Origin of the sequence: Bradyrhizobium sp. 2TAF36, assembly GCF_052114925.1 — a bacterium.
GTDB lineage: Bacteria > Pseudomonadota > Alphaproteobacteria > Rhizobiales > Xanthobacteraceae > Bradyrhizobium > Bradyrhizobium barranii.
The window spans coordinates 62,059-81,457 of the sequence record NZ_JBFRFR010000011.1 but is presented as its reverse complement, the minus strand read 5'-3'; the positions used below and the strand labels follow the sequence as shown (position 1 = coordinate 81,457).

At 64.7% G+C, this 19,399-nt stretch carries 16 protein-coding genes; 11 read left to right on the top strand and 5 right to left on the bottom strand.

What is annotated here, in order from left to right; all coding sequences use genetic code 11:
- Positions 1-129: 129 nt before the first annotated feature.
- Together AB4Z51_RS08525 and AB4Z51_RS08520 are read left to right on the top strand one after the other, a co-directional pair.
- Complete coding sequence (locus tag AB4Z51_RS08525; protein WP_441497272.1) at positions 130-1,011, top strand: helix-turn-helix transcriptional regulator; 882 nt, start codon at positions 130-132, stop codon at positions 1,009-1,011.
- 110 nt (positions 1,012-1,121) lie between these two features.
- Positions 1,122-3,413, top strand: a complete 2,292-nt coding sequence (locus tag AB4Z51_RS08520; RefSeq protein WP_441497271.1) for a TonB-dependent siderophore receptor — start codon at positions 1,122-1,124, stop codon at positions 3,411-3,413.
- A 318-nt stretch (positions 3,414-3,731) separates the two neighbouring features.
- On the opposite strand, the gene AB4Z51_RS08515 is transcribed toward AB4Z51_RS08520, so the two are convergent.
- Both AB4Z51_RS08515 and AB4Z51_RS08510 read right to left on the bottom strand, forming a co-directional pair.
- Positions 3,732-5,168: a glutamine synthetase family protein gene (locus AB4Z51_RS08515; protein ID WP_441497270.1), complete on the bottom strand. Its 1,437-nt coding sequence runs from the start codon at positions 5,166-5,168 to the stop codon at positions 3,732-3,734.
- A 163-nt stretch (positions 5,169-5,331) separates the two neighbouring features.
- Positions 5,332-6,690: an aromatic ring-hydroxylating dioxygenase subunit alpha gene (locus AB4Z51_RS08510; protein ID WP_441497269.1), complete on the bottom strand. Its 1,359-nt coding sequence runs from the start codon at positions 6,688-6,690 to the stop codon at positions 5,332-5,334.
- A 113-nt stretch (positions 6,691-6,803) separates the two neighbouring features.
- Between AB4Z51_RS08510 and AB4Z51_RS08505 the strand changes: the two genes are divergently transcribed.
- From AB4Z51_RS08505 to AB4Z51_RS08490, 4 genes are all read left to right on the top strand, one after another.
- Entirely contained in the window at positions 6,804-7,589 is a 786-nt protein-coding gene (locus AB4Z51_RS08505; RefSeq protein ID WP_085399249.1) for an IclR family transcriptional regulator domain-containing protein, read from the top strand.
- A 68-nt stretch (positions 7,590-7,657) separates the two neighbouring features.
- Entirely contained in the window at positions 7,658-7,990 is a 333-nt protein-coding gene (locus AB4Z51_RS08500; protein WP_014491274.1) for a PRC-barrel domain-containing protein, read from the top strand.
- An 85-nt stretch (positions 7,991-8,075) separates the two neighbouring features.
- On the top strand, positions 8,076-9,809 hold the full coding sequence (gene ybaL / locus AB4Z51_RS08495; protein ID WP_441497268.1) for a YbaL family putative K(+) efflux transporter: 1,734 nt from the start codon (positions 8,076-8,078) through the stop codon (positions 9,807-9,809).
- Positions 9,760-10,020: a hypothetical protein gene (locus AB4Z51_RS08490; RefSeq protein WP_441497267.1), complete on the top strand. Its 261-nt coding sequence runs from the start codon at positions 9,760-9,762 to the stop codon at positions 10,018-10,020. The genes ybaL and AB4Z51_RS08490 overlap by 50 nt, the downstream gene beginning before the upstream one ends.
- Before the next feature lie 65 nt (positions 10,021-10,085).
- Here the strand turns inward: AB4Z51_RS08490 and AB4Z51_RS08485 are convergent, their stop codons facing one another.
- Both AB4Z51_RS08485 and AB4Z51_RS08480 read right to left on the bottom strand, forming a co-directional pair.
- Positions 10,086-10,481: a group II truncated hemoglobin gene (locus tag AB4Z51_RS08485; protein ID WP_441497266.1), complete on the bottom strand. Its 396-nt coding sequence runs from the start codon at positions 10,479-10,481 to the stop codon at positions 10,086-10,088.
- 268 nt (positions 10,482-10,749) lie between these two features.
- Positions 10,750-11,766, bottom strand: coding sequence for a helix-turn-helix transcriptional regulator (locus AB4Z51_RS08480; RefSeq protein ID WP_441497296.1), 1,017 nt, complete (start codon positions 11,764-11,766; stop codon positions 10,750-10,752).
- 28 nt (positions 11,767-11,794) lie between these two features.
- On the opposite strand from AB4Z51_RS08480, the gene AB4Z51_RS08475 reads away from it, so the two are divergent.
- The 5 genes from AB4Z51_RS08475 (at position 11,795) to boxB (ending at position 18,318) form a co-directional block, all read left to right on the top strand.
- The gene (locus AB4Z51_RS08475) at positions 11,795-13,336 is read left to right on the top strand and encodes a benzoate-CoA ligase family protein (RefSeq protein WP_441497265.1); all 1,542 of its coding nucleotides are present in this window, start codon (positions 11,795-11,797) and stop codon (positions 13,334-13,336) included.
- Between the two features lie 247 nt (positions 13,337-13,583).
- Complete coding sequence (locus tag AB4Z51_RS08470) at positions 13,584-14,402, top strand: alpha/beta fold hydrolase (protein WP_441497264.1); 819 nt, start codon at positions 13,584-13,586, stop codon at positions 14,400-14,402.
- An 18-nt stretch (positions 14,403-14,420) separates the two neighbouring features.
- A complete protein-coding gene (locus AB4Z51_RS08465; protein ID WP_441497263.1) occupies positions 14,421-14,948 on the top strand; it encodes a DUF309 domain-containing protein in 528 nt (175 codons plus the stop codon).
- Positions 14,949-15,064: 116 nt separating this feature from the next.
- Entirely contained in the window at positions 15,065-16,753 is a 1,689-nt protein-coding gene (boxC, locus tag AB4Z51_RS08460) for a 2,3-epoxybenzoyl-CoA dihydrolase (RefSeq protein WP_441497262.1), read from the top strand.
- Between the two features lie 128 nt (positions 16,754-16,881).
- Complete coding sequence (boxB, locus tag AB4Z51_RS08455; protein WP_441497295.1) at positions 16,882-18,318, top strand: benzoyl-CoA 2,3-epoxidase subunit BoxB; 1,437 nt, start codon at positions 16,882-16,884, stop codon at positions 18,316-18,318.
- Between the two features lie 187 nt (positions 18,319-18,505).
- Here the strand turns inward: boxB and AB4Z51_RS08450 are convergent, their stop codons facing one another.
- On the bottom strand, positions 18,506-19,306 hold the full coding sequence (locus AB4Z51_RS08450; protein WP_441497261.1) for an SDR family oxidoreductase: 801 nt from the start codon (positions 19,304-19,306) through the stop codon (positions 18,506-18,508).
- Between the last annotated feature and the right edge of the window lie 93 nt (positions 19,307-19,399).

Sequence of the window (19,399 nt, the reverse complement as noted above, 5' to 3'; positions counted from 1 at the left end):
TATCGTCCGTGCAGATCGCCTCGCGCGCAGAACCTCGTCGAGGACGTCAGTTTCGAAGCTCTCCAAACTGCGCGCAGAGGTCTTGAGTGCGCCGCCGCCAGCCGCCAATGTCGCGGCGTAGCGGATTCGATGCAGGACTATTACAATCAAATTGCCGGACGGCCTGACGACGACATCATCGGCTCCGCACAGCGAGGCGCTTCGACAGCGCCTCAATGGCTGGATTTCCCGGGCTGTGTGTTCATCAGAGGTGAGTTTCGCGCCGATCCCGATCGGCCGGCGATCGTAGCGCCGGGCTTGTTCATCTCTGTCGCACTCGATGAAGGCGCAGGCCGCGGCATTCTGACGCGCACAACGGGTGCAGGGCAGATGACGGCGATTGCCGTGCGCGAATCCCTCGCCGTGGGAGGCTCTGTTCGCTGCGGCGAACGTCCTGCGATCGGCCTGGCGCTTCCCCAAGCCTCCATCGACGGGCTTGGACTCGGCGACGAGGTTCGGGCGCTGTTCAAGACCGATGCGTTGGGCACGGCCATCGTCTCTCTCCCGGCGTCTCCGCGTGTGCAGGCCCTCGCGGCAGAAATGTTCTCGCCACCGGTGGCCGGAAACGCGACGCAATTGCTGCTGTCGGCGCACGCCGCCGAGATCGTGGTCCACGCCTTGTTCGGCGAGCGCGGGATCGCGCTAGATCCTGCAGCCGACCTCCAGCGGGTGCGGTTGCAATCGGTCAAGGCGCGAATGGATGCCGATCTCGCTTATCCCTGGAGCATCGACGAGCTGGCGCGGAATGCGGGGCTGAGCCGCCGGTCCTTCAACCAGAAATTCCAGATGGCGTATGGCGAGAGCGCGATCGACTATTTGCGGGCCCGCCGGCTCGATGCCGCACGTGACCTTCTGATTCATCAACGGTTGTCGGTCACCGAGGCGGCCTTTCGGGTCGGCTATGCCCATCCGGCCAATTTCGCGACGGCATTCCGCAGGCACTTCGGCTATTCGCCGAGCCACTGTCAGTAAACTTGAACGCCTCCACGTGCGATCAAAGGTGATTTGCGCGCGCGCAAAGGCGGTGTGCGCCTCGATCTGGTTACTCCCGGGTTGTTCGAACACGGAACTCGGGGAAGACAATGACGCGCAACGACGGGCGGACGCTCGGCTGGGAACGGATGGCGAGAACTGGTCTGGGAGCGGCCGGCCTGGGAATAGTCCTGCACGCAACGCCGTCGGTCGCACAGACCTCCGGGACCAATTCGACGTCGACGGCGGCGACATTGCCTCCCGTCACGGTGGAGGCACCGATCCAGGCGCGTCCGCGCACCCAGCCCGCTCAGCGAGCTTCGCAGTCGTCGCGCGGCCGCGTCGCGACGCAACGCAATGCCCGGCCCGCGCCAGCCGGAAATTCCGGCGTGCGCGAGGCCGGTGCCGGTCGCGCCAACGCGTCGAGCGAGAGCAGCTATGTTGCAGACAGCAGCTCGGCGGGTACCAAGACCAACACGCCGTTGCTCGAGACGCCGCAGTCGATTTCGGTCGTGACGCGCAAGGAACTCAACGACCGCGCCGTCCAGACGCTGACGGAGGCGGTTGGCTATGAACCCGGCGTCCGCATCGATGCTTCAGGCTACGATCCGCGTTTCGACGCGATCGCGATCCGCGGCTTCGACATCACCTATAACGGCGTTTATCTCGACGGCTTGCGCCTCGTGGGAGCCGGTCTCAGCGTGTTCAAGACCGAGCCTTATGGAGTCGACAGCATCACTGTGGTCCGCGGGCCCAGCTCGGCGCTCTATGGCCTCGGCTCGCCCGGCGGATTGATCGATCTGTCGAGCAAGCTGCCGACCAGCCAGCCGTTTCACGAAGTGCAGACGGTGTTCGGCGACCGCGATCGCATCCAGGGCAATTTCGACCTGTCGGGCCCGGTCGATGCCAACGGTCAGTTTTCGTATCGRCTGACCGGCGTGATGCGCGACGCGAACGTGTTCGTGCCCGGCGGCAAGGATAACAGGACCTACATCGCGCCCGCCGTCACCTGGAAGCCGGATCAATCGACGACCCTGACGATTCTCGGGTCCTATCAGAAGTCGAAGACGCCCGGATCCATGTTCACCTACTCCACGGGCACCGGCACCGCCACGGACATCTTCACGGGCAGTCCGTCCTACAATTCGCTCGACCAGGAGCAGGGACGCGTGGGCTACCTGTTCGAGCACGCGTTCAACAACGACGTGACCGTCCGCCAGAAATTCCGTTACGTCGATGTCGACGCGGTCACCCGCTATGTAGGCTTTCTCGGCGCGCCGGTGGGCAATGTCGTCTCGCGCTACACCGGCTACGTCCACGACACGCTGCAATCTGCCATCATGGACAACCAGGTCGAGGCCAGGCTATCGACCGGGCCCGTGCAGCACACACTCCTGATCGGCACCGACTACACCTCGTCGAAGTTCAACGACAAGCAGGGATTCGGCTTCGGCGTCTCCGATCTCAACCTGGCTGCGCCGGTCTACGCGCCGGAATCCATTCCCGATCCCGCGATCTCGTCCTCGACGGCCCAGCGGCAAACCCAGTCCGGCGTGTATGTTCAGGACCAGGCCAGGCTCGATCACTGGATCCTGACATTGAGCGGCCGCAGCGACTGGGTCAGCACCACGGGTGAGGATCTGTTCGCGCTGACCCGGCAGACGCAGTCCGATCAGGCCTATAGCGGGCGAGCCGGGCTGACCTATGTGTTCGATTCCGGCGTTGCGCCTTACGTTGCCTATTCGACCTCGTTCTTTCCCAATCTCGGCGTCGATCCGTCGGGCGCCTTCTTCAAGCCGACCACCGGCAAGCAGACCGAAGTCGGTGTGAAGTACCAGCCGCAGGGCACGAGGAGCTTCATTACCGCGGCGGTGTTCGATTTGACCCAGGACGGCGGCCTGGTCACGACGGGGACGGGCGTGACGGTCCAGCGCGGGGAGATTCAAAGCCGCGGCTTCGAATTGCAGGCGCTTGCCAGCCTGGGCGGTGGTTTCGACATCACCTCGTCGTACACCTATCTCGACATGGTGACCAAGCAGGCCGCTGAYGACTCGCTGATTGGCAAGTTTCCCTCGGGCAATCCCCCGCATACCGCGACGCTGTGGGCGAACTATGCCCTGCCGCTGGCCGGACCGTTTGCAGGATTGAGCGTCGGCGGCGGCGCGCGTTACATGTCCTGGAGCTACGGCGATGATGCGAACACGTTCAAGAACAGCTCGGTAACCCTGATCGACGCGGCGCTGAAATATGATTTTGGCCAGGCGATGAAGGAGCTGAAGGGCCTCCAGTTCCAGGTCAATGCCAAGAACCTGTTCAATCTGCACTACACCACGTGCCAGGTCGGTTATTGCTACCGCGGCGCGCCGCTGACCGTCATCGCAACGCTCGGGTATCGCTGGTGAACCAGCTTGCGCATGAAAACCCCGGTTATCCGGTCAATATGTCTTACCCAAATCGCTGGCGCCGGCGACTAACGCGCCAGATGGTGGGTGCCGATTTCAACCAAGGTGGTCCGGCAGGACAGGCGGTAGATCAGGCTGAACAATTGAACCCACATGATCGAACTCCACTGTTGATCACATGCAGGGATATTAGGCCCCAAGTCTTTCCGGCCGTTTTCGAGGGACAGGGAAAATGGCTTCGTCGGCGAGCGCCGTGATGTCGTCGGAACAGACCGGACGAAGTCGCCTCACGCGGGCGTGAGACGTATCTCCTCTCCGTCAAAACACCTCGAAATATTCGCGGTGCTCCCAGTCGGTCACCTCTGACAGGAAGCGGTCGATCTCGGCATTCTTGATGTGGGTGTAGTAGTCGACGAACTCGGGCCCGAACTTCTCGCGGAAGAACGGATCGTCCTTCAGCGCGGCGACCGCATCGCGCAAGCTCTTCGGCAACGGCGGAGCCTTGGTCTCGTAGGGCGTGTCGGCGGACGGGCCGGGGTCGAGCTTGCGGTCGACGCCGTCGAGGCCCGAGAGAATCTGCGAGGCCATGTAGAGATAGGGATTGGCGGCGGGCTCGCCGATGCGATTCTCCAGGCGCGTTGCGGCATCATTGGCGCCGCCGAGCACGCGGATCATCACGCCGCGATTGTCGCGGCCCCAGATCGCGCGGTCCGGCGCCAGCGAATAGGAGCGGTAGCGCTTGTAGCCGTTGATGGTCGGGGTGGTGAACACGGTCGAGGCGCGGGCGTGGTCGAGCAGGCCGGCAAGGTACGCCTTGCCGAACGCACTGAGCGGCTCGCCGCCGTTTGTCGCCATGAACTGATTTTCGCCAGACGCGCGCGAGACGATCGACTGGTGCAGGTGCCAGCCGCTCGCGAACACGTTCGGCAGTTTCGGCCGGCACATGAAGGTGGCGTGATAGCCGTGGCGGCGCGCGATCTGCTTCACGGCAGAGCGGAACAGCACCATGTTGTCGGCGGGCTCCAGCCCCTTCCTCGGCGCGAAGGTGAATTCGCACTGGCTCGGCCCGAACTCGACCTCGACCGAGCGCAAGGGCAGTCCGAGCGCGACGATATCGCGGCGCAGGATCTCCAGCACCGGCTCCATCTGATCGAAGCGCTGCTCGGTGAGGTATTGATAGCCGTGGCTGAGCAGGCTCACCGACGGCGGCGTGCCGGGCTGGCCGGCATCCTCGGGCCGCATATGCGCGTCGTCGAGCTTGAAGATGTGGAATTCAACCTCGAGGCCGGCGACGAAATCGTGGCCGCGGCCGCTGAGATCATCGAGCACCTTGCGGTAGAGGCCGCGGGTCGCGAACGGCACGGGACGGCCGTCGCCAAAATAGAGATCGCAGAGCACCCAGCCCGTCGCGGGCGCCCATGGCAGCACGCGGAACGTGGTTGGGTCGGCGACCATCAACACGTCGGCCGCGCCCTCCATCTCCTTCATGCCGAATCCGCCGCCTGACGTGAACACCGGAAACACCGTGCGGTGCGAGGTATCCTTGGCGAGCATGGTCGTGGTGATGGAGCAGCCGCTCTCCAGCGAGGCGATCGCCTCGGCGGCGATGATGGTCTTGCCGCGCAAAATGCCGTGCTGGTCCGGGAAGGCGAGGCGGATGACCTCGAGGTTCTTTTCCTCGACGATGCGGCGCAGGCGCGCTGCGGCGTCCCTCTGCTCATCCGACCACAGCGCATGACGCGCGACGAAAGTCACTCGGTTGCTCCTTCAGTCCGTGCTGTCATCGCCCGCGAAGGCGGGCGATCCAGTATTCCAGAGACGGCGACGTGTCCACGAGAGGCCGCGGCGTACTGGATGCCCCGCCTTCGCGGGGCATGACAGTGGAATATGTGGCGCCCGCCGCTGATTGACGGCATTATCACTCCGCCGCCGTCAGCCGGTGCACGTTGTCCGCGATTTCCTTCGGCACCGGCGCGGCCCAAGGTGCGCCGCGGCGGCGCTTGACGTCGACCTCCATCCAGTAGAGCTCCCAACCCTGGGTCGGACCGATGCCGTCCATGGTGGCCGGTCCCTGGATGCTGCGCGCCCTGCTCTCGTCCAGGAACAGCATCGGCTTTTCGCCGCCGCCGACCTTTTCGATCTCAGCCCGCAACAGGCGGCGGTACTGCACGATCGCCTTGTCGCTCGAGCCGAGATGCTCCTTGGTGCGGTCCTGGATCGCGCCCATCGATTCCACCGCCCACTGGTCGTGGACGTTGATGTCGGTGCCCATGCCGGTATAGGTCGCGGTCGCCTGCTCGTGCGGATCGAAGCCGTAATCGTTGCCGCTGTTCTTGCGCGACTTGTAGTCGGGCAGCTCATAGAGCTCGAGCCGCTGATCGCGCATCTTCTGCTTGTCGACCGGGTTGGTGTAGCTGGTGAAGATCGCGTACCAGTAGCAGTTCTCGTCGTCGACCGGCACGTGCCACTGCGTGATCGTCATTTCCGTGCTCATGGGGATGACGAAGCCGTGCGGGAAGAGCTGGTTGGTGACGCGCACATGGGTGCGCTCCTCGTCGATCTCGCGCAGCGCGATCAGCCGCAGGCCATATTCGGTGTGCTCGACATTGATGATCGGACGGTCGTATTCGCGCAGGATCTTTGTCATCGGCAGGTCGCTGCCGGCGGAGGCGCCGCGGAACTGCTTGCCGTAAGCCGTCGACGTATCCTCGTCCTCGAAGAAGCGGTGCAGATAGGAGGCGTGCGCGGGATCGATGCCGACCTCCAACGCCTGAAGCCAGTTGCAGGCCATGTGGCCCTTGAACGCAAAAACGTGCGTGCCGGGCGCGACAAAGCAGTCGAGCTCCGGAAAGGCCGGCGGCTCACCCTCGCCGAGATAAGCCCAGAGGATGCCGCTCCTCTCGACAACGGGATAGGAACGCTGCCGAATGTTCTGGCAGAGTTTTGAGTCCTTCGGCTCGGCCGGCGTCTCGATGCACTGGCCGGTGGCGTCGAACAGCCAGCCATGGAAGGCGCAGCGCAGGCCGCCATGTTCGAGACGTCCGAAGGCGAGGTCGGCGCCGCGATGGGCGCAGTGACGATCGATCAGGCCGTAGCGTCCGCTCTCGTCGCGGAACAGCACCAGATTCTCGCCGAGCAGTTTGACGGGACGGATCGGGCGTGCGCCCTCCAGCTCGTCGACCAGCGCCGCCGGCTGCCAATAGCTCCGCATCAGCTTGCCGCAGGGGTCCTTCGGACCGGTACGGGTGATCAGGTCGTTCTGCTCCTGGCTCATCATGGCGGGTGCGTCCTTTATCGGAGAGGCGTTTGTTCGCCTATTGAACGAATGGGCGAATTATGCCATGCCTTGGTCCGGCGGCAAGCAATATTTTGCAGGATGTTCCCGGACCTATGCCCAAGCTGAAGCGCAGCGAAAACGACGAGCGGGCGACGGATTTCGTCGAGAGCCTCGATCGCGGCCTGCGCCTGCTGCAATGTTTCGGCGCGACCACCGGTCCGATGACGCTGAGCGATCTCGCCCGGGCCGCAGAGCTGCCGCGCGCCACCGCACGGCGCATGCTGTTCACGCTTCAGCGCGGTGGCTTCGTCGCCGGCGACGGCAAGCTGTTCTCGCTGACGCCGCACGTGCTGACGCTCGCTGCGTCCTACCTGCGCTCCAGCCAGCTCGTCGCCGTGCTTCAGCCGGTGCTCGATCGCGTCGCCACGGCAGCGCAGGAAATCTCCTCGCTCGCGGTGCTCGACGGCGACGACGTCGTGTTTGTCGCGCGCAGCAGCCCGGCGCGGATGTTTTCGGGTGGGCTCGAGATCGGTTACCGGCTGCCGGCGTTCTGCACCTCGGTCGGCCGCGCCATGCTCGGGCAGTTCGATGATGCAGCGCTTGCCGCACGCCTGAAGACAATGAAGCGCGAGATGTTGACGCCGCAGACGGTGACCGATCCGAAGGCGCTGCTGGCCAGCATCACAGCGGATCGCGACCAAGGCTATTCGCTGGTCGATCGCGAGGCAGAGCCGCATTTCCGCTCGATCTCGGTTCCGGTGCGCCGCTACGACGGCGTGATCGTCGCCGCCATCAACATGGGCGCCCATGTCGACCGCGTGCCGGCAGGGGAGCTGGTCGATCGGTTGCTTCCGCTGCTCCGCGAGGGCGCAGAGTCCGTGCGGTCGCAGCTGCTATAGCAACGATCGTTGGCGCCGCGCGTCCGCGGGCCTATAATCTCGTCACGCAAGACAACAGGGAGGACGCCATGAAACACACCATGGTTCCCAGTGATCGCGTGGAGCACGTCTGCGTCTACGGGCGCGACGGCGCGAAGCTCGGCTCGATCGAGCGGCTGATGCTCGACAAGGTGACCGGCACGGTCGCCTACGCCGTGATCAGGACTGGCGGGCTGCTCGGCACGCACCACCATTATCCGGTGCAGTGGGGCGCGCTGAAATACGATCCCGCGCGGCAGGCTTTCCGTGTCGAGGTGACGCAGGACGAACTCGCCAGCGGACCGTGCGAGTTCGACGGCGACGAATTCGACTGGGGCGATCGTTCGCGGCCCTACGCGCACCCGAATTATTGGTCGATCTGACGGCGCGATTGCCGCAGGCGTCGCGCGCTGAGCCGCCTCACTTGGTCGCGGTGCGCCGGCGCGCGCGCTGTGTCAAAAGGCAAAAATGCCGCATGACACACCTCTCATCGCCACCATCGTCGTCGGACTTGGACTCGCCTTCGTACTTGGAACTATAGCGCAGCGGTTCCGCATTCCGCCGCTTGTCGGCTACCTGCTTGCCGGCGTTGCCGTCGGGCCGTTCACGCCGGGCTTTGTCGCCGACCAGGCGCTTGCGACCGAGCTCGCCGAACTCGGCATTATCTTGCTGATGTTCGGCGTCGGCCTGCATTTTTCGCTCCAGGATCTGCTGAGCGTCCGGCACATCGCCGTTCCGGGCGCCGTCGTGCAGATTGCGGTCGCCACACTGATGGGGCTCGGCCTTGCATGGCTGATGGGCTGGGGCGTTGGTGCGGGACTCGTGTTCGGACTGGCGTTGTCGGTCGCGAGCACGGTGGTCCTGCTTCGCGCGCTGCAGGAGCGGCGCCTGATGGAGACCGATCGCGGCCGCATCGCGGTAGGCTGGCTCATCGTCGAGGACCTCGCGATGGTGCTCGTGCTGGTGCTGTTCCCGGCGATCGCAAGCCTTCAGAGCGGCGGCGACAAGCCAGCCTTCGAGCCGCTGGCCGCGCAGGCTGGCTTCGGGCTTGCCGGCATCGTGATGCTGACCCTGGCCAAGATCATCGTGTTCATCGGGCTGATGCTGGTGGTGGGGCGCCGGGTGATCCCCTGGATCCTGCACTATATCGCGCATACCGGCTCGCGCGAATTGTTCCGTCTTGGCGTGCTTGCGATCGCGCTGTGCATCGCATTCGGGGCAACGAAGCTGTTCGACGTGTCGCTGGCGCTGGGCGCGTTCTTCGCCGGCATGATGCTGCGGGAATCGCCGCTCAGTGCACGCGCCGCGCAGGAATCGCTGCCGCTGCGCGATGCCTTCGCCGTGCTGTTCTTCGTCTCGGTCGGCATGATGTTCGATCCGATGAGCGTGGTCCGCGAGCCCTGGCCGCTGCTGGCGACGCTGGCGATTATCATGCTCGGCAAATCACTCGCGGCGTTCCTGATCGTGGTCCTGTTCCGGCATCCGGTCGCGACCGCGCTGACGATCTCGGCGAGCCTGTCGCAGATCGGCGAGTTCTCTTTCATCCTGGCCGAGCTCGGCGTCGCCTCGCAGATCCTGCCCAGCGACGGTCGCGACCTGATCATGGCCGGCGCGATCCTCTCCATCATGCTCAACCCGCTGATGTTCGCGGCCGCCACCTGGCTCGCGCCGCGTCTCGACCCGCGCCGGGATTCACCGCAGGCCGCGGCCGCCGTGCCCGAACCGATCCGCACCACGGACCTGACCGACCATACGATCGTGATCGGCTATGGCCGCGTCGGCGCGCTCGTCGGCGATGCCCTGAAACAGCGGCAATTGCCGTTCCTTGTCGCCGAGGTCGGCGAGAGTGCGCTGGCGAAGCTGAAGCAGGGCGGCATCGAGACCGTCATGGGCAATGCCGCGCAGCCCGAAATTCTCGGCGCCACCAATCCGTCACGGGCGCGGCATCTCGTCATCGCGATCCCCGAGGCGTTCGAGGCAGGGCAGATCGTGCAGCAGGCGCGTGCGGCCAATCCGGATATCCGCATCATCGCGCGGGCGCATGCGGATGCCGAGGTCGATCATTTGAAGGGGCTGGGGGCGGATGTCGTCATCATGGGCGAGCGGGAGATCGCGCGCGGCATGATCGAGGAGCTGGAGAGGAGAGTTCCAGATGCTGCCCGGCAAGATCCCCGTGCGCTCGCGGTCGGTTCGATCGTTTGACCTGATCACGCCGCAGGGCCGGACCTACCGCTTCCCGCCGCCGACATTGTTGCAGCGGCTGTTGCGGTGGGGGCTCGCGCATGCGGAGACAATGGCGATTTCGGCGGCGATCCTGGCGTTGATCTATGTGGCGGGCTTTGCCGCCGAAGCACTCGACCGTTCGGTGTTCGATGCGTGCAACGATCGGGTTGGGGTGCGCAGGGTGGGTTAGGCTGCAGCCGCGCGAAGCGCAGTCCCGCTGGCGTAACCCACCGCGTCCCCACCTCGCGCTCTGTGTCACTGCCGGTTGCGCATCCAGTCGGCAAGGCCTGATATCGCCTTGTCGAGATCCTGCCGCGCGGCGGTGTCCGTGACCGTCTCGTCCAGCGCGCCGCGCATGCAGAGCAGCCACGCATCGCGCTCGGCGTCGCCGATGGCAAAGCCGATATGCCGCTGCCGCAGCCGCGGATGGCCCTTCTCGACGGAATAGAGTTTTGGGCCGCCGGTCCATTCGGTGAGGTAGCGCTTTAGCACGTCCCTGATCAGTCCGAGGTCATCCGCGTGCATCGCGCGGATCATTTTCGCCTCCGGCAGCGTGTCCATGCGCTCGTAGAAGCGGTCGACCAGAAGGTCGATCGTGCCGCTGCCGCCGATCCGCTCGAACATGGAGGTGGTGACGTCGCTGGAGGTCATCGTGAGTCCTGTCTGGTGCAAGGCTCTTCATATCGTCTCCCTTTGCGAAACGAAAAGGGGACGCATGGCGTGGCTGCGCGCTCAGCTCTGCTCCCTCCCCCCTTGCGGGGGAGGGCAGGGGAGAGGGGGCGCCCAGGAAATGGTGTTGGTTGTCGCGAAGAAGAAGCGCGTTGCGCGAGTGATGGAGTCCCCGTGTGGTACCCCTCTCCCTAACCCTCCCCCACAAGGGGGGAGGGAATGCAGCGGAGAACGGAGTTAGCAGATCGCCCTACAACGCCACGCTGCGCAGCCCAAAGCTGCGCGCTTCGTTCTGCAGCACCGGCCGCACCGCATCGATCAGCCGTGCAGCCGCTGCATCGACCGACAGCCCCGCCGTATCGACCACAGCCGTCGCGCGCGAATAAAGCGGTTCGCGGCTCAGCAGGATGTTGCGCAGCTCGGCCATCGCGGAGCGGTCGTCCGCCATCGGGCGCGGGTCGCCCTGGCGGCGCACGCGGGCCATGTGCTCCTCAGGCTCGGCCTTCAGCCAGATCGTGTAGAACGACGACAGGATCTGGTCGAAGGTCAACGGCTCCGACACGATGCCGCCGCCGGTCGCCAGCACCATCAGCTCGTTGCGCGCGAGCAGCTGTTGCAGCGCGGCCTGCTCCATGCGGCGAAAGCCTTCCTGGCCGTAGAGCGCGATGATCTCGGCGACCGAGAGCCCGTTCTGCTGCTCGACCTCCTTGTTGAGCTCGACGAAACTCCAGCCGACCTTCTTCGCCAGCATCCGCCCAAGCGTCGATTTGCCGGCGCCGCGCAGGCCGATCAGCGCAATGCCGCAGAACGGCGCGCGCCGCGGCGCCGATGCGCTGCCGCCGGCGAGAACGTCCTTGGCCTGAGCGATTTGCGCCGGCGTCGCCTTGCGCAGCAGGTCGCGAAACATCTGCCAGTCCGGCGTCGGGTCGGCCGAGGGAAGCAAATCTTCCAGATGCGCGCCCATCGCGTCGGAGACGCGGCGCAGCAGCACGATCGAGACGTTGCCCTTGCCGCTCTCGAGCTGCGCGATGTAGCGCTCCGAAATTCCTGATACCTTGGCGAGCACCTTGCGCGACATGCCGCGCAGCGCGCGCATGGTGCGCACGCGCTGGCCGAGCTGTTCGAGAAATCGGGATTCGGCGTCGGGACTGTCGGTCATGGACTGCAGATCATGGGCCTTCTTGAGAGGGTGTCCTGCGGCGCGTTTTAATGAAACATAATGCCTGCCAGCATTGACAGCAAGCCGCGGCGGTGTCTTTCTATGAATTATAATTCTAAATTCGGGGGAGAAGTCCGTGAGCGAGGGATCCTATAACGCGGTGACCTGGCTGCTCGACCGCAACGTCGAGGACGGCAGGGGCGGCAAGCTCGTCTTCGACGACACCGTCTCGCGGCTCACCTATGGCGAGCTCCAGCGCGAGACCCGGCGCGCCGCCAACATGCTGCGCCGGCTCGGGGTCCGCCGCGAGGAGCGCGTGGCGATGATCATGCTTGATACGATCGATTTCCCGATCGTGTTTCTGGGCGCGATCCGCGCCGGCATCGTGCCGGTGCCGCTGAATACGCTGCTGACCGCGGACCAATACGCCTACATCCTCGCCGATTGCCGCGCGCGTGTGCTGTTCGTCTCCGAAGCGCTCTACCCTGTTATCAAGGACGTCGTCGGCCGCATGCCGGATCTCGAGCATGTCGTGGTCTCCGGCGCCAAGATGAACGGCCACAGGCAGCTCGCGGAAGAGATCGCCGGCGAGAGCGACCAGTTCACCACCGCCGCGACGCATCCGGACGAGCCTGCGTTCTGGCTGTATTCGTCGGGCTCAACCGGCATGCCCAAGGGCGTGCGCCACATCCATTCGAATTTGCAGGCGACCGCGGACACCTATGCGAGCCAGGTGCTCGGCATCCGCGAGAACGACGTCTGCCTCTCCGCGGCAAAATTGTTCTTCGCTTATGGCCTCGGCAATGCGCTGACTTTTCCGATGTCGGTCGGCGCCACCGTGGTGTTGAACAGCGAGCGCCCGACGCCGGCGCGCATGTTCGACCTGATGAACAGGTACAATCCCTCGATCTTCTTCGGCGTGCCGACATTGTTCGCGGCGATGCTCAACGACGAGACGATGAAGGCCGAGCGCGGCGGCAAGTCGCTCCGCATCTGCACCTCGGCCGGCGAGGCGCTGCCGGAATCCGTTGGCAACAGCTGGAAGGCGCGCTTCGGCGTCGACATCCTCGACGGCGTCGGCTCGACCGAGCTCTTGCACATCTTCCTGTCGAACGCGCCCGGCGACATCAAATACGGTTCGTCCGGCAAGCCGGTGCCGGGCTATGCGGTGCGGCTCGTCAACGAGGCCGGCCAGGATGTCGCCGACGGCGAGGTCGGCGAGCTCCTGGTCGATGCGCCCTCCGCCGGCGAGGGCTACTGGAACCAGCGCCACAAGAGCCGCCGCACCTTTGAAGGTCCGTGGACCCGCACCGGCGACAAATATGTCAGGGATGGCGAAGGCCGCTACACCTTCTGCGGCCGCGCCGACGACATGTTCAAGGTGTCCGGCATCTGGGTCTCGCCGTTCGAGGTCGAGAGCGCGCTGATCACGCATCCCGCCGTGCTCGAAGCCGCCGTCGTGCCGGAAGCCGATCCGGAAGGCCTGCTGAAGCCGAAGGCCTTCGTCGTGTTGCGTCCGGGCGCTGCGACGGCGGACTTGCAGGAGATGCTGAAGGAGCACGTCAAGCAGAAGATCGGCCCGTGGAAATATCCGCGCTGGATCGACGTGGTGGACTCCTTGCCGAAGACGGCGACGGGAAAGATCCAGCGGTTCAAATTGCGGGAAGGCGCGAATTGAGCGTGCAAGCGGCGGACTCGCTTGCTTACCCTCCCCTGGAGGGGTCCGAGACGAGCGAAGCTCGCTCGTGGGTCGCTTCGCATGGAGCGAAGCGCAATGCGGAGCGGGGTGGGGTGATCTCTCCACTCGGGCACCGCATCCGCCGAGAGACTGTCACCCCACCCCGTCTCACATCTCGCTGCGCTCGATGTGAGCCGACCCTCCCCCTCCAGGGGAGGGTGCAGACGGAGCGAACAGGAATGCGACCATGACCAACCTCACCCCCACCGGCTTCCTCGCCATCGGCAGTGCCAGCCTCGAATACAAATGGCTCGCCCCGCAGGACGCCGATGCACCCACCATCGTCATGCTGCACGAAGGCCTCGGCTCCGTCGGCCTGTGGGGCGACTTGCCCGAGAAGCTCCAGCAAGCCACCGGCGCCGGCATCTTCGTCTATTCGCGCGAGGGCTACGGCCAGTCGAGCCCGGTCACACTGCCGCGGCCGCTCGATTACATGCAGCGCGAGGCGCTGGATGTGCTGCCGAAGATCCTCGATGCGATTTCCTTCAAGCGCGGCCTCCTGCTCGGCCATTCCGATGGCGCCTCGATCGCGACGATCTATGCCGGCGCGCATCAGGATCACCGCCTGCAAGGCCTCGTGCTGATGGCGCCGCATTTCATCGTCGAGGACATTTCGGTGAAATCCATCGCTGCGATCAAGACGACCTTCGAGACCACCGACCTCAAGGCGAAGCTGGCGCGCTGGCACAAGGATGCCGACAACGCCTTCTATGGCTGGAACGGCGCCTGGCTCGATCCGAAATTCCGCGACTGGGACATCTCGGAATACCTCGCCTACATCCGCGTTCCCATCCTGGTCGTGCAGGGCAAGGACGACCAATATGGGACACTGCGACAGGTCGATATTGCGCAGGAAGAGTGCTACTGTCCGGTAGATTTGAAAATTATTTCAGACGCGGGACATTCCCCGCATCGTGAAGCGCCGGGGGCGACGCTTGACGCGATTGAACAATTTGCAAGAGCGGCTCTGCGCGACGATCAGGGACTTCAGGGACGCGCCGCATGATCCTGCGGAGGCACATCCATGAATGTGCCTTCGGATGCGAGCGGCCCGTTGCCGTGGCCGCGATGGGCCTATGTGCCGGGCGAGACCGACGGGGTCGACGCGGATTACGAGACGCTTGACCTGGCCAAGGCGCTGGTGCCCTCGGCGTTCAGGAGCTACGTGCCGGCGCGCCATCCGGCGTTGCGCTACGGGCTCGCGCTCAACGACCTCGGCTATTTCTGGGAATCGCAGGAGGTGCTGGAAGCGGTCTGGGCCGCAGCCCCGCAAGGCGGCCGCGAGCGCATCCTGCTGCGCGCCTGCATTCACATCGCCAATGCCAATTTGCGGCTGCGCATGCAGCGGCTGCATTCGGCCGCGCGCCTGTTCGGCGACGCGCAGGCAGAGTTGCGGGCGCTGAACTCGCGCAAGGCAGCCGCGGGCGGCGACGGCTTTGTCGAGAGCTTCCCCATTCCAGCGCTGACGGGTCTGCTCCAGGCCAAGCTGGGCCGCTCCGAACTCTCGAAGGCGGACTGGATCACCCTCGGCGCCATTGTGCGGTCTCAATAGGTCTCATGAAACAAAGTGCATGCGATGGCCGTTAAGGGCTAGACGCTTTCAAAAAGATGCACTATTGTGCATCTAACGCTACAGCCAAAACGCATAACCAAGCTCAAGGGTGGCCCATGGCCGGGGAAGATCGGCGCCTCGCAGGCGGCGCGACATTCATCGATTTCCAGACCGAACCGTCCCGCTACAAGCACTGGAAGCTCGCGGTCGATGGCGACGTCGCCACCCTGACCATGGACGTCGACGAGAATGGCGGCCTGTTCGAGGGCTATCTGCTCAAACTCAATTCCTACGATCTCGGCGTCGACATCGAGCTGGCGGACGTCGTCCAGCGCCTGCGCTTCGAACACCCCGAGGTGAAGGTCGTGGTGATGCGCTCGGCCAAGAATCGCGTGTTCTGCGCCGGCGCCAACATCCGCATGCTCGCGGGCTCGACGCATGCCCACAAGGTGAACTTCTGCAAATTCACCAACGAGACCCGCAACGGCATGGAAGATTCGTCGGAGAATTCCGGCCAGCGCTTCATCACGGTGGTGAACGGCTCGGCCGCCGGCGGCGGCTATGAGCTGGCGCTCGCGACCGACCACATCATCCTCGCCGATGACGGCTCGTCGGCCGTTGCGCTGCCCGAAGTGCCGTTGCTCGCGGTATTGCCGGGCACCGGCGGCCTCACCCGCGTCGTCGACAAGCGCAAGGTGCGGCGCGACCACGCCGATTTCTTCTGCACCATCGAGGAAGGCGTGAAGGGCAAGCGCGCCGTCCAGTGGCGTCTCGTCGACGAGATCGCGCCGAACTCGAAGCTCGAGGCCAAGATCGCCGAGCGCGCCAAGGAGTTCGCAGGCCAGTCGAAGCGCAAAGGCAGCGGCAAAGGTGTTGCGCTGACACCGCTCAGGCGCGTCATCGACGAGACCAGCATCCGCTACGGTTTTGTCAGCGTCGACATCGATCGCACGGCGCGCATCGCCACCATCTCGATCAAGGCGCCGGAGGCCGCTCCGCCGGCCGACATCGACGGCGTGATGGCGCAGGGATCTTCGTTCTGGCCGCTCCAGGTCGCGCGCGAGCTCGACGACGCCATCCTGCATCTGCGCATCAACGAGCTCGAGATTGCGATGCTCGTCTTCAAGAGCCATGGCGACCGCGCCCATGTGCTGTCATCCGACGCCTTCCTCGAAGCCAACAAGGCGCACTGGCTGGTCAACGAAATCAGGCACTATTGGAAGCGCGTGCTGAAGCGCATCGACGTCACCTCGCGCACGCTGGTGACGCTGGTCGAGCCCGGCTCCTGCTTTGCCGGCACGCTCGCCGAGCTCGTCTTCGCCGCCGACCGCTCCTACATGCTGATCGGCACGCGCCAGGGCRACAACCGTCCGCCGCCGTCGATCGAATTGTCGGCCATGAACTTCGGTCCGTATCCGATGAGCCACGGCCTGACCCGGCTGGAATCGCGCTTCCAGGCCGATCCGTCCGACGTCGAGCGTGCGGAAGCTACCATGGGCACCGCGCTCGACGCCGAGCAGGCGGAAGAGCTCGGCCTCGTCACCTTCGCGCTCGACGACATCGACTGGGACGACGAGGTGCGCGTGTTCCTCGAGGAGCGCGCCAGCTTCTCGCCCGACAGCCTCACCGGCATGGAAGCGAGCCTGCGCTTCGTCGGCCCCGAGACGATGGAATCGAAGATCTTTTCGCGTCTGACCGCGTGGCAGAACTGGATCTTCCAGCGCCCGAACGCGGTCGGCGAGGAAGGCGCGCTGCGCCGCTACGGCAGCGGCCAGAAGCCGAAATTCGATATGACGAGAGTTTAGCGAGTAGGAGTGGTGAATGGCGAATAGGGATTTCCATTCGCTACTCACCATTCGCCATTCGCAAGCTCACGGTTGGATGCCAATCGTTGAATGAATCAGTCCCCCACGGGAGGTCCACCATGAACATCATGAACGTCGACTACTCGACCAAGATTCCCAACAACGTGAATCTCGCCGAAGACCGCCAGGTGCTGAAGGCGCTGGAGGGCTGGCATCCCGGCTATATGGACTGGTGGAGCGACATGGGGCCGGAAGGCTTTCAGGAGTCGCTGGTGTACCTTCGCACCGCCTACTCCGTCGATCCGCGCGGCTGGGCCAAGTTCGACTATGTCCGCATGCCCGACTATCGCTGGGGCATCCTGCTTGCGCCGCAGGAGGAAAATCGCGTCGTTCCGTTCGGCGAGCATTTCGGCGAGCCTGCGTGGCAGGAAGTCCCGGGCGAGTATCGCGCCATGCTGCGCCGCCTGATCGTGATCCAGGGCGACACCGAGCCGGCTTCCGTCGAGCAGCAGCGTCACCTCGGCAAGACCGCGCCCTCGCTCTACGACATGCGCAATTTGTTCCAGGTCAATGTCGAGGAAGGCCGTCACCTCTGGGCGATGGTCTACCTGCTCCAGAAGTACTTTGGCCGCGACGGCCGCGAGGAAGCGGATGACTTGCTGCGCCGTCGCTCGGGCGATGCCGATGCGCCGCGCATGCTCGGTGCCTTCAACGAGGCGACGCCGGACTGGCTGTCCTTCTTCATGTTCACCTACTTCACCGACCGCGACGGCAAGATGCAGCTGCACTCGCTCGCGCAGTCGGGCTTCGATCCCTTGTCGCGCACCTGCCGTTTCATGCTGACGGAAGAAGCGCACCATATGTTCGTCGGCGAGACCGGCATCACCCGCGTCGTGCAGCGCACTTGTGACGCGATGCGCGAAGCCGGCATCACCGATCCCACCGACATCGCAAAGGTTCGCGCGCTCGGCGTGATCGACCTGCCGACGATCCAGAAGAAGTTGAACCTGCACTACACGCTGTCGCTCGACCTGTTCGGCTCGGAGGTCTCGACCAACGCTGCCAACGCCTTCAACACCGGCATCAAGGGCCGCTATCACGAGACCCAGATCGACGACGATCACCAGCTCAAGAACGCCACCTATCCGGTGCTCAAGTTCATCGACGGCGAGATCAAGCTGGTCGACGAGCCGGCGCTGACGGCGCTCAACATGCGCCTGCGCGACGATTACAGCCAGGACTGCGTCAAGGGCATGCTGCGCTGGAACAAGGTGATCTCGACCGCGGGCTATAACTTCCAGCTCAAACTGCCCAACGTCGCTTTCCATCGCCATATCGGCGAGTTCAAGGGCATCCATGCGACGCCGGATGGTCTTTTGATCGACGACGCCACCTGGGCCAGGCGCAAGGACGAATGGCTGCCCTCGACCGCCGACGGCGACTTCATCACCTCGCTGATGCAGCCCGTCACCGAGACCGGCCAGTTCGCCTCCTGGATCTCGCCGCCGAAGGTCGGCATCGACAACAAGCCCGGCGATTTCGAGTACGTGAAGATCGAGTCGTAGGCGTTAGACGCCGCTCGCGCCACACGAATGCTGTCATCACCCGCCTTGTGCGCGATTGCGCACTGGAGCGGGTGATCCAGTATTCCAGAGGCGGCTGTGCTTTAGCCGAGAGGCCGCGGCGTACTGGATGCCCCGCCTTCGCGGGGCATGACAGCGGAGTGTGCGGCGCGGCTTCTCCCTAAGCCGCCTACCCCGCGATCTCCAGCCCCGCATTCGCGTACACCACGCCGCCATCCACCGCGATGGTGTTGCCGACCACGTAATCACCCGCACGCGAGGCGAGATAGATCGCCACACCGGCCATGTCCTCATCGGTTCCGATACGCCGCGCAGGAATGCGCTTGGCGACGTCGTCCGCGTGGTCGCGCGCGGCGCGGTTCATGTCGGACTTGAACGCGCCCGGCGCGATCGCGGTGACGTTGATGTTGTCCTTGATCAGTTTCGTCGCCATGCGCCGCGTCAGATGGATCACGGCGGCCTTGCTGGCGGCGTAGGAATAGGTCTCGCTCGGATTGACGAAGATGCCGTCGACCGAGGCGATGTTGATGACCTTGGCGGGCCGCTCGTGCGACGCCGCCGCGCGCAGCGGCTTTGCCAGCGCCTTGGTCAGGAAGAACAGCGACTTGACGTTGAGGTCCATCACCTTGTCCCAACCGCTCTCCGGGAATTCGTCGAACTCCGCGCCCCAGGCCGCACCCGCATTGTTGACGAGGATGTCGAGCTTCGGCTCCAGCTTGATGATTTCGGAGGCCAGCCTGTCGCAGCCTTCGATGGTCGAGATATCGATCGGCAGCGCGATRCATTCGCCGTCATATTGGGCGGAGAGCTCTTTCGCCGTCGCCTCGCACGGCCCGGCCTTGCGCGCGGTGATGTAGACCTTCGCCGCGCCTTGCGCGAGGAAGCCCGCTGCGATCATCTTGCCGATGCCGCGCGAACCGCCGGTCACGAGCGCGACACGGCCTTTGAGCGAGAACAGATCGTTGAACATGGTGCCTCCCTTGGTTAGCGACGTTCTGAGCGCGGCGGAGAGGGGAGTCAAGGAAGGCGCTGGCCAGCTCCGCCCTCATCCTGAGGAGCGCGT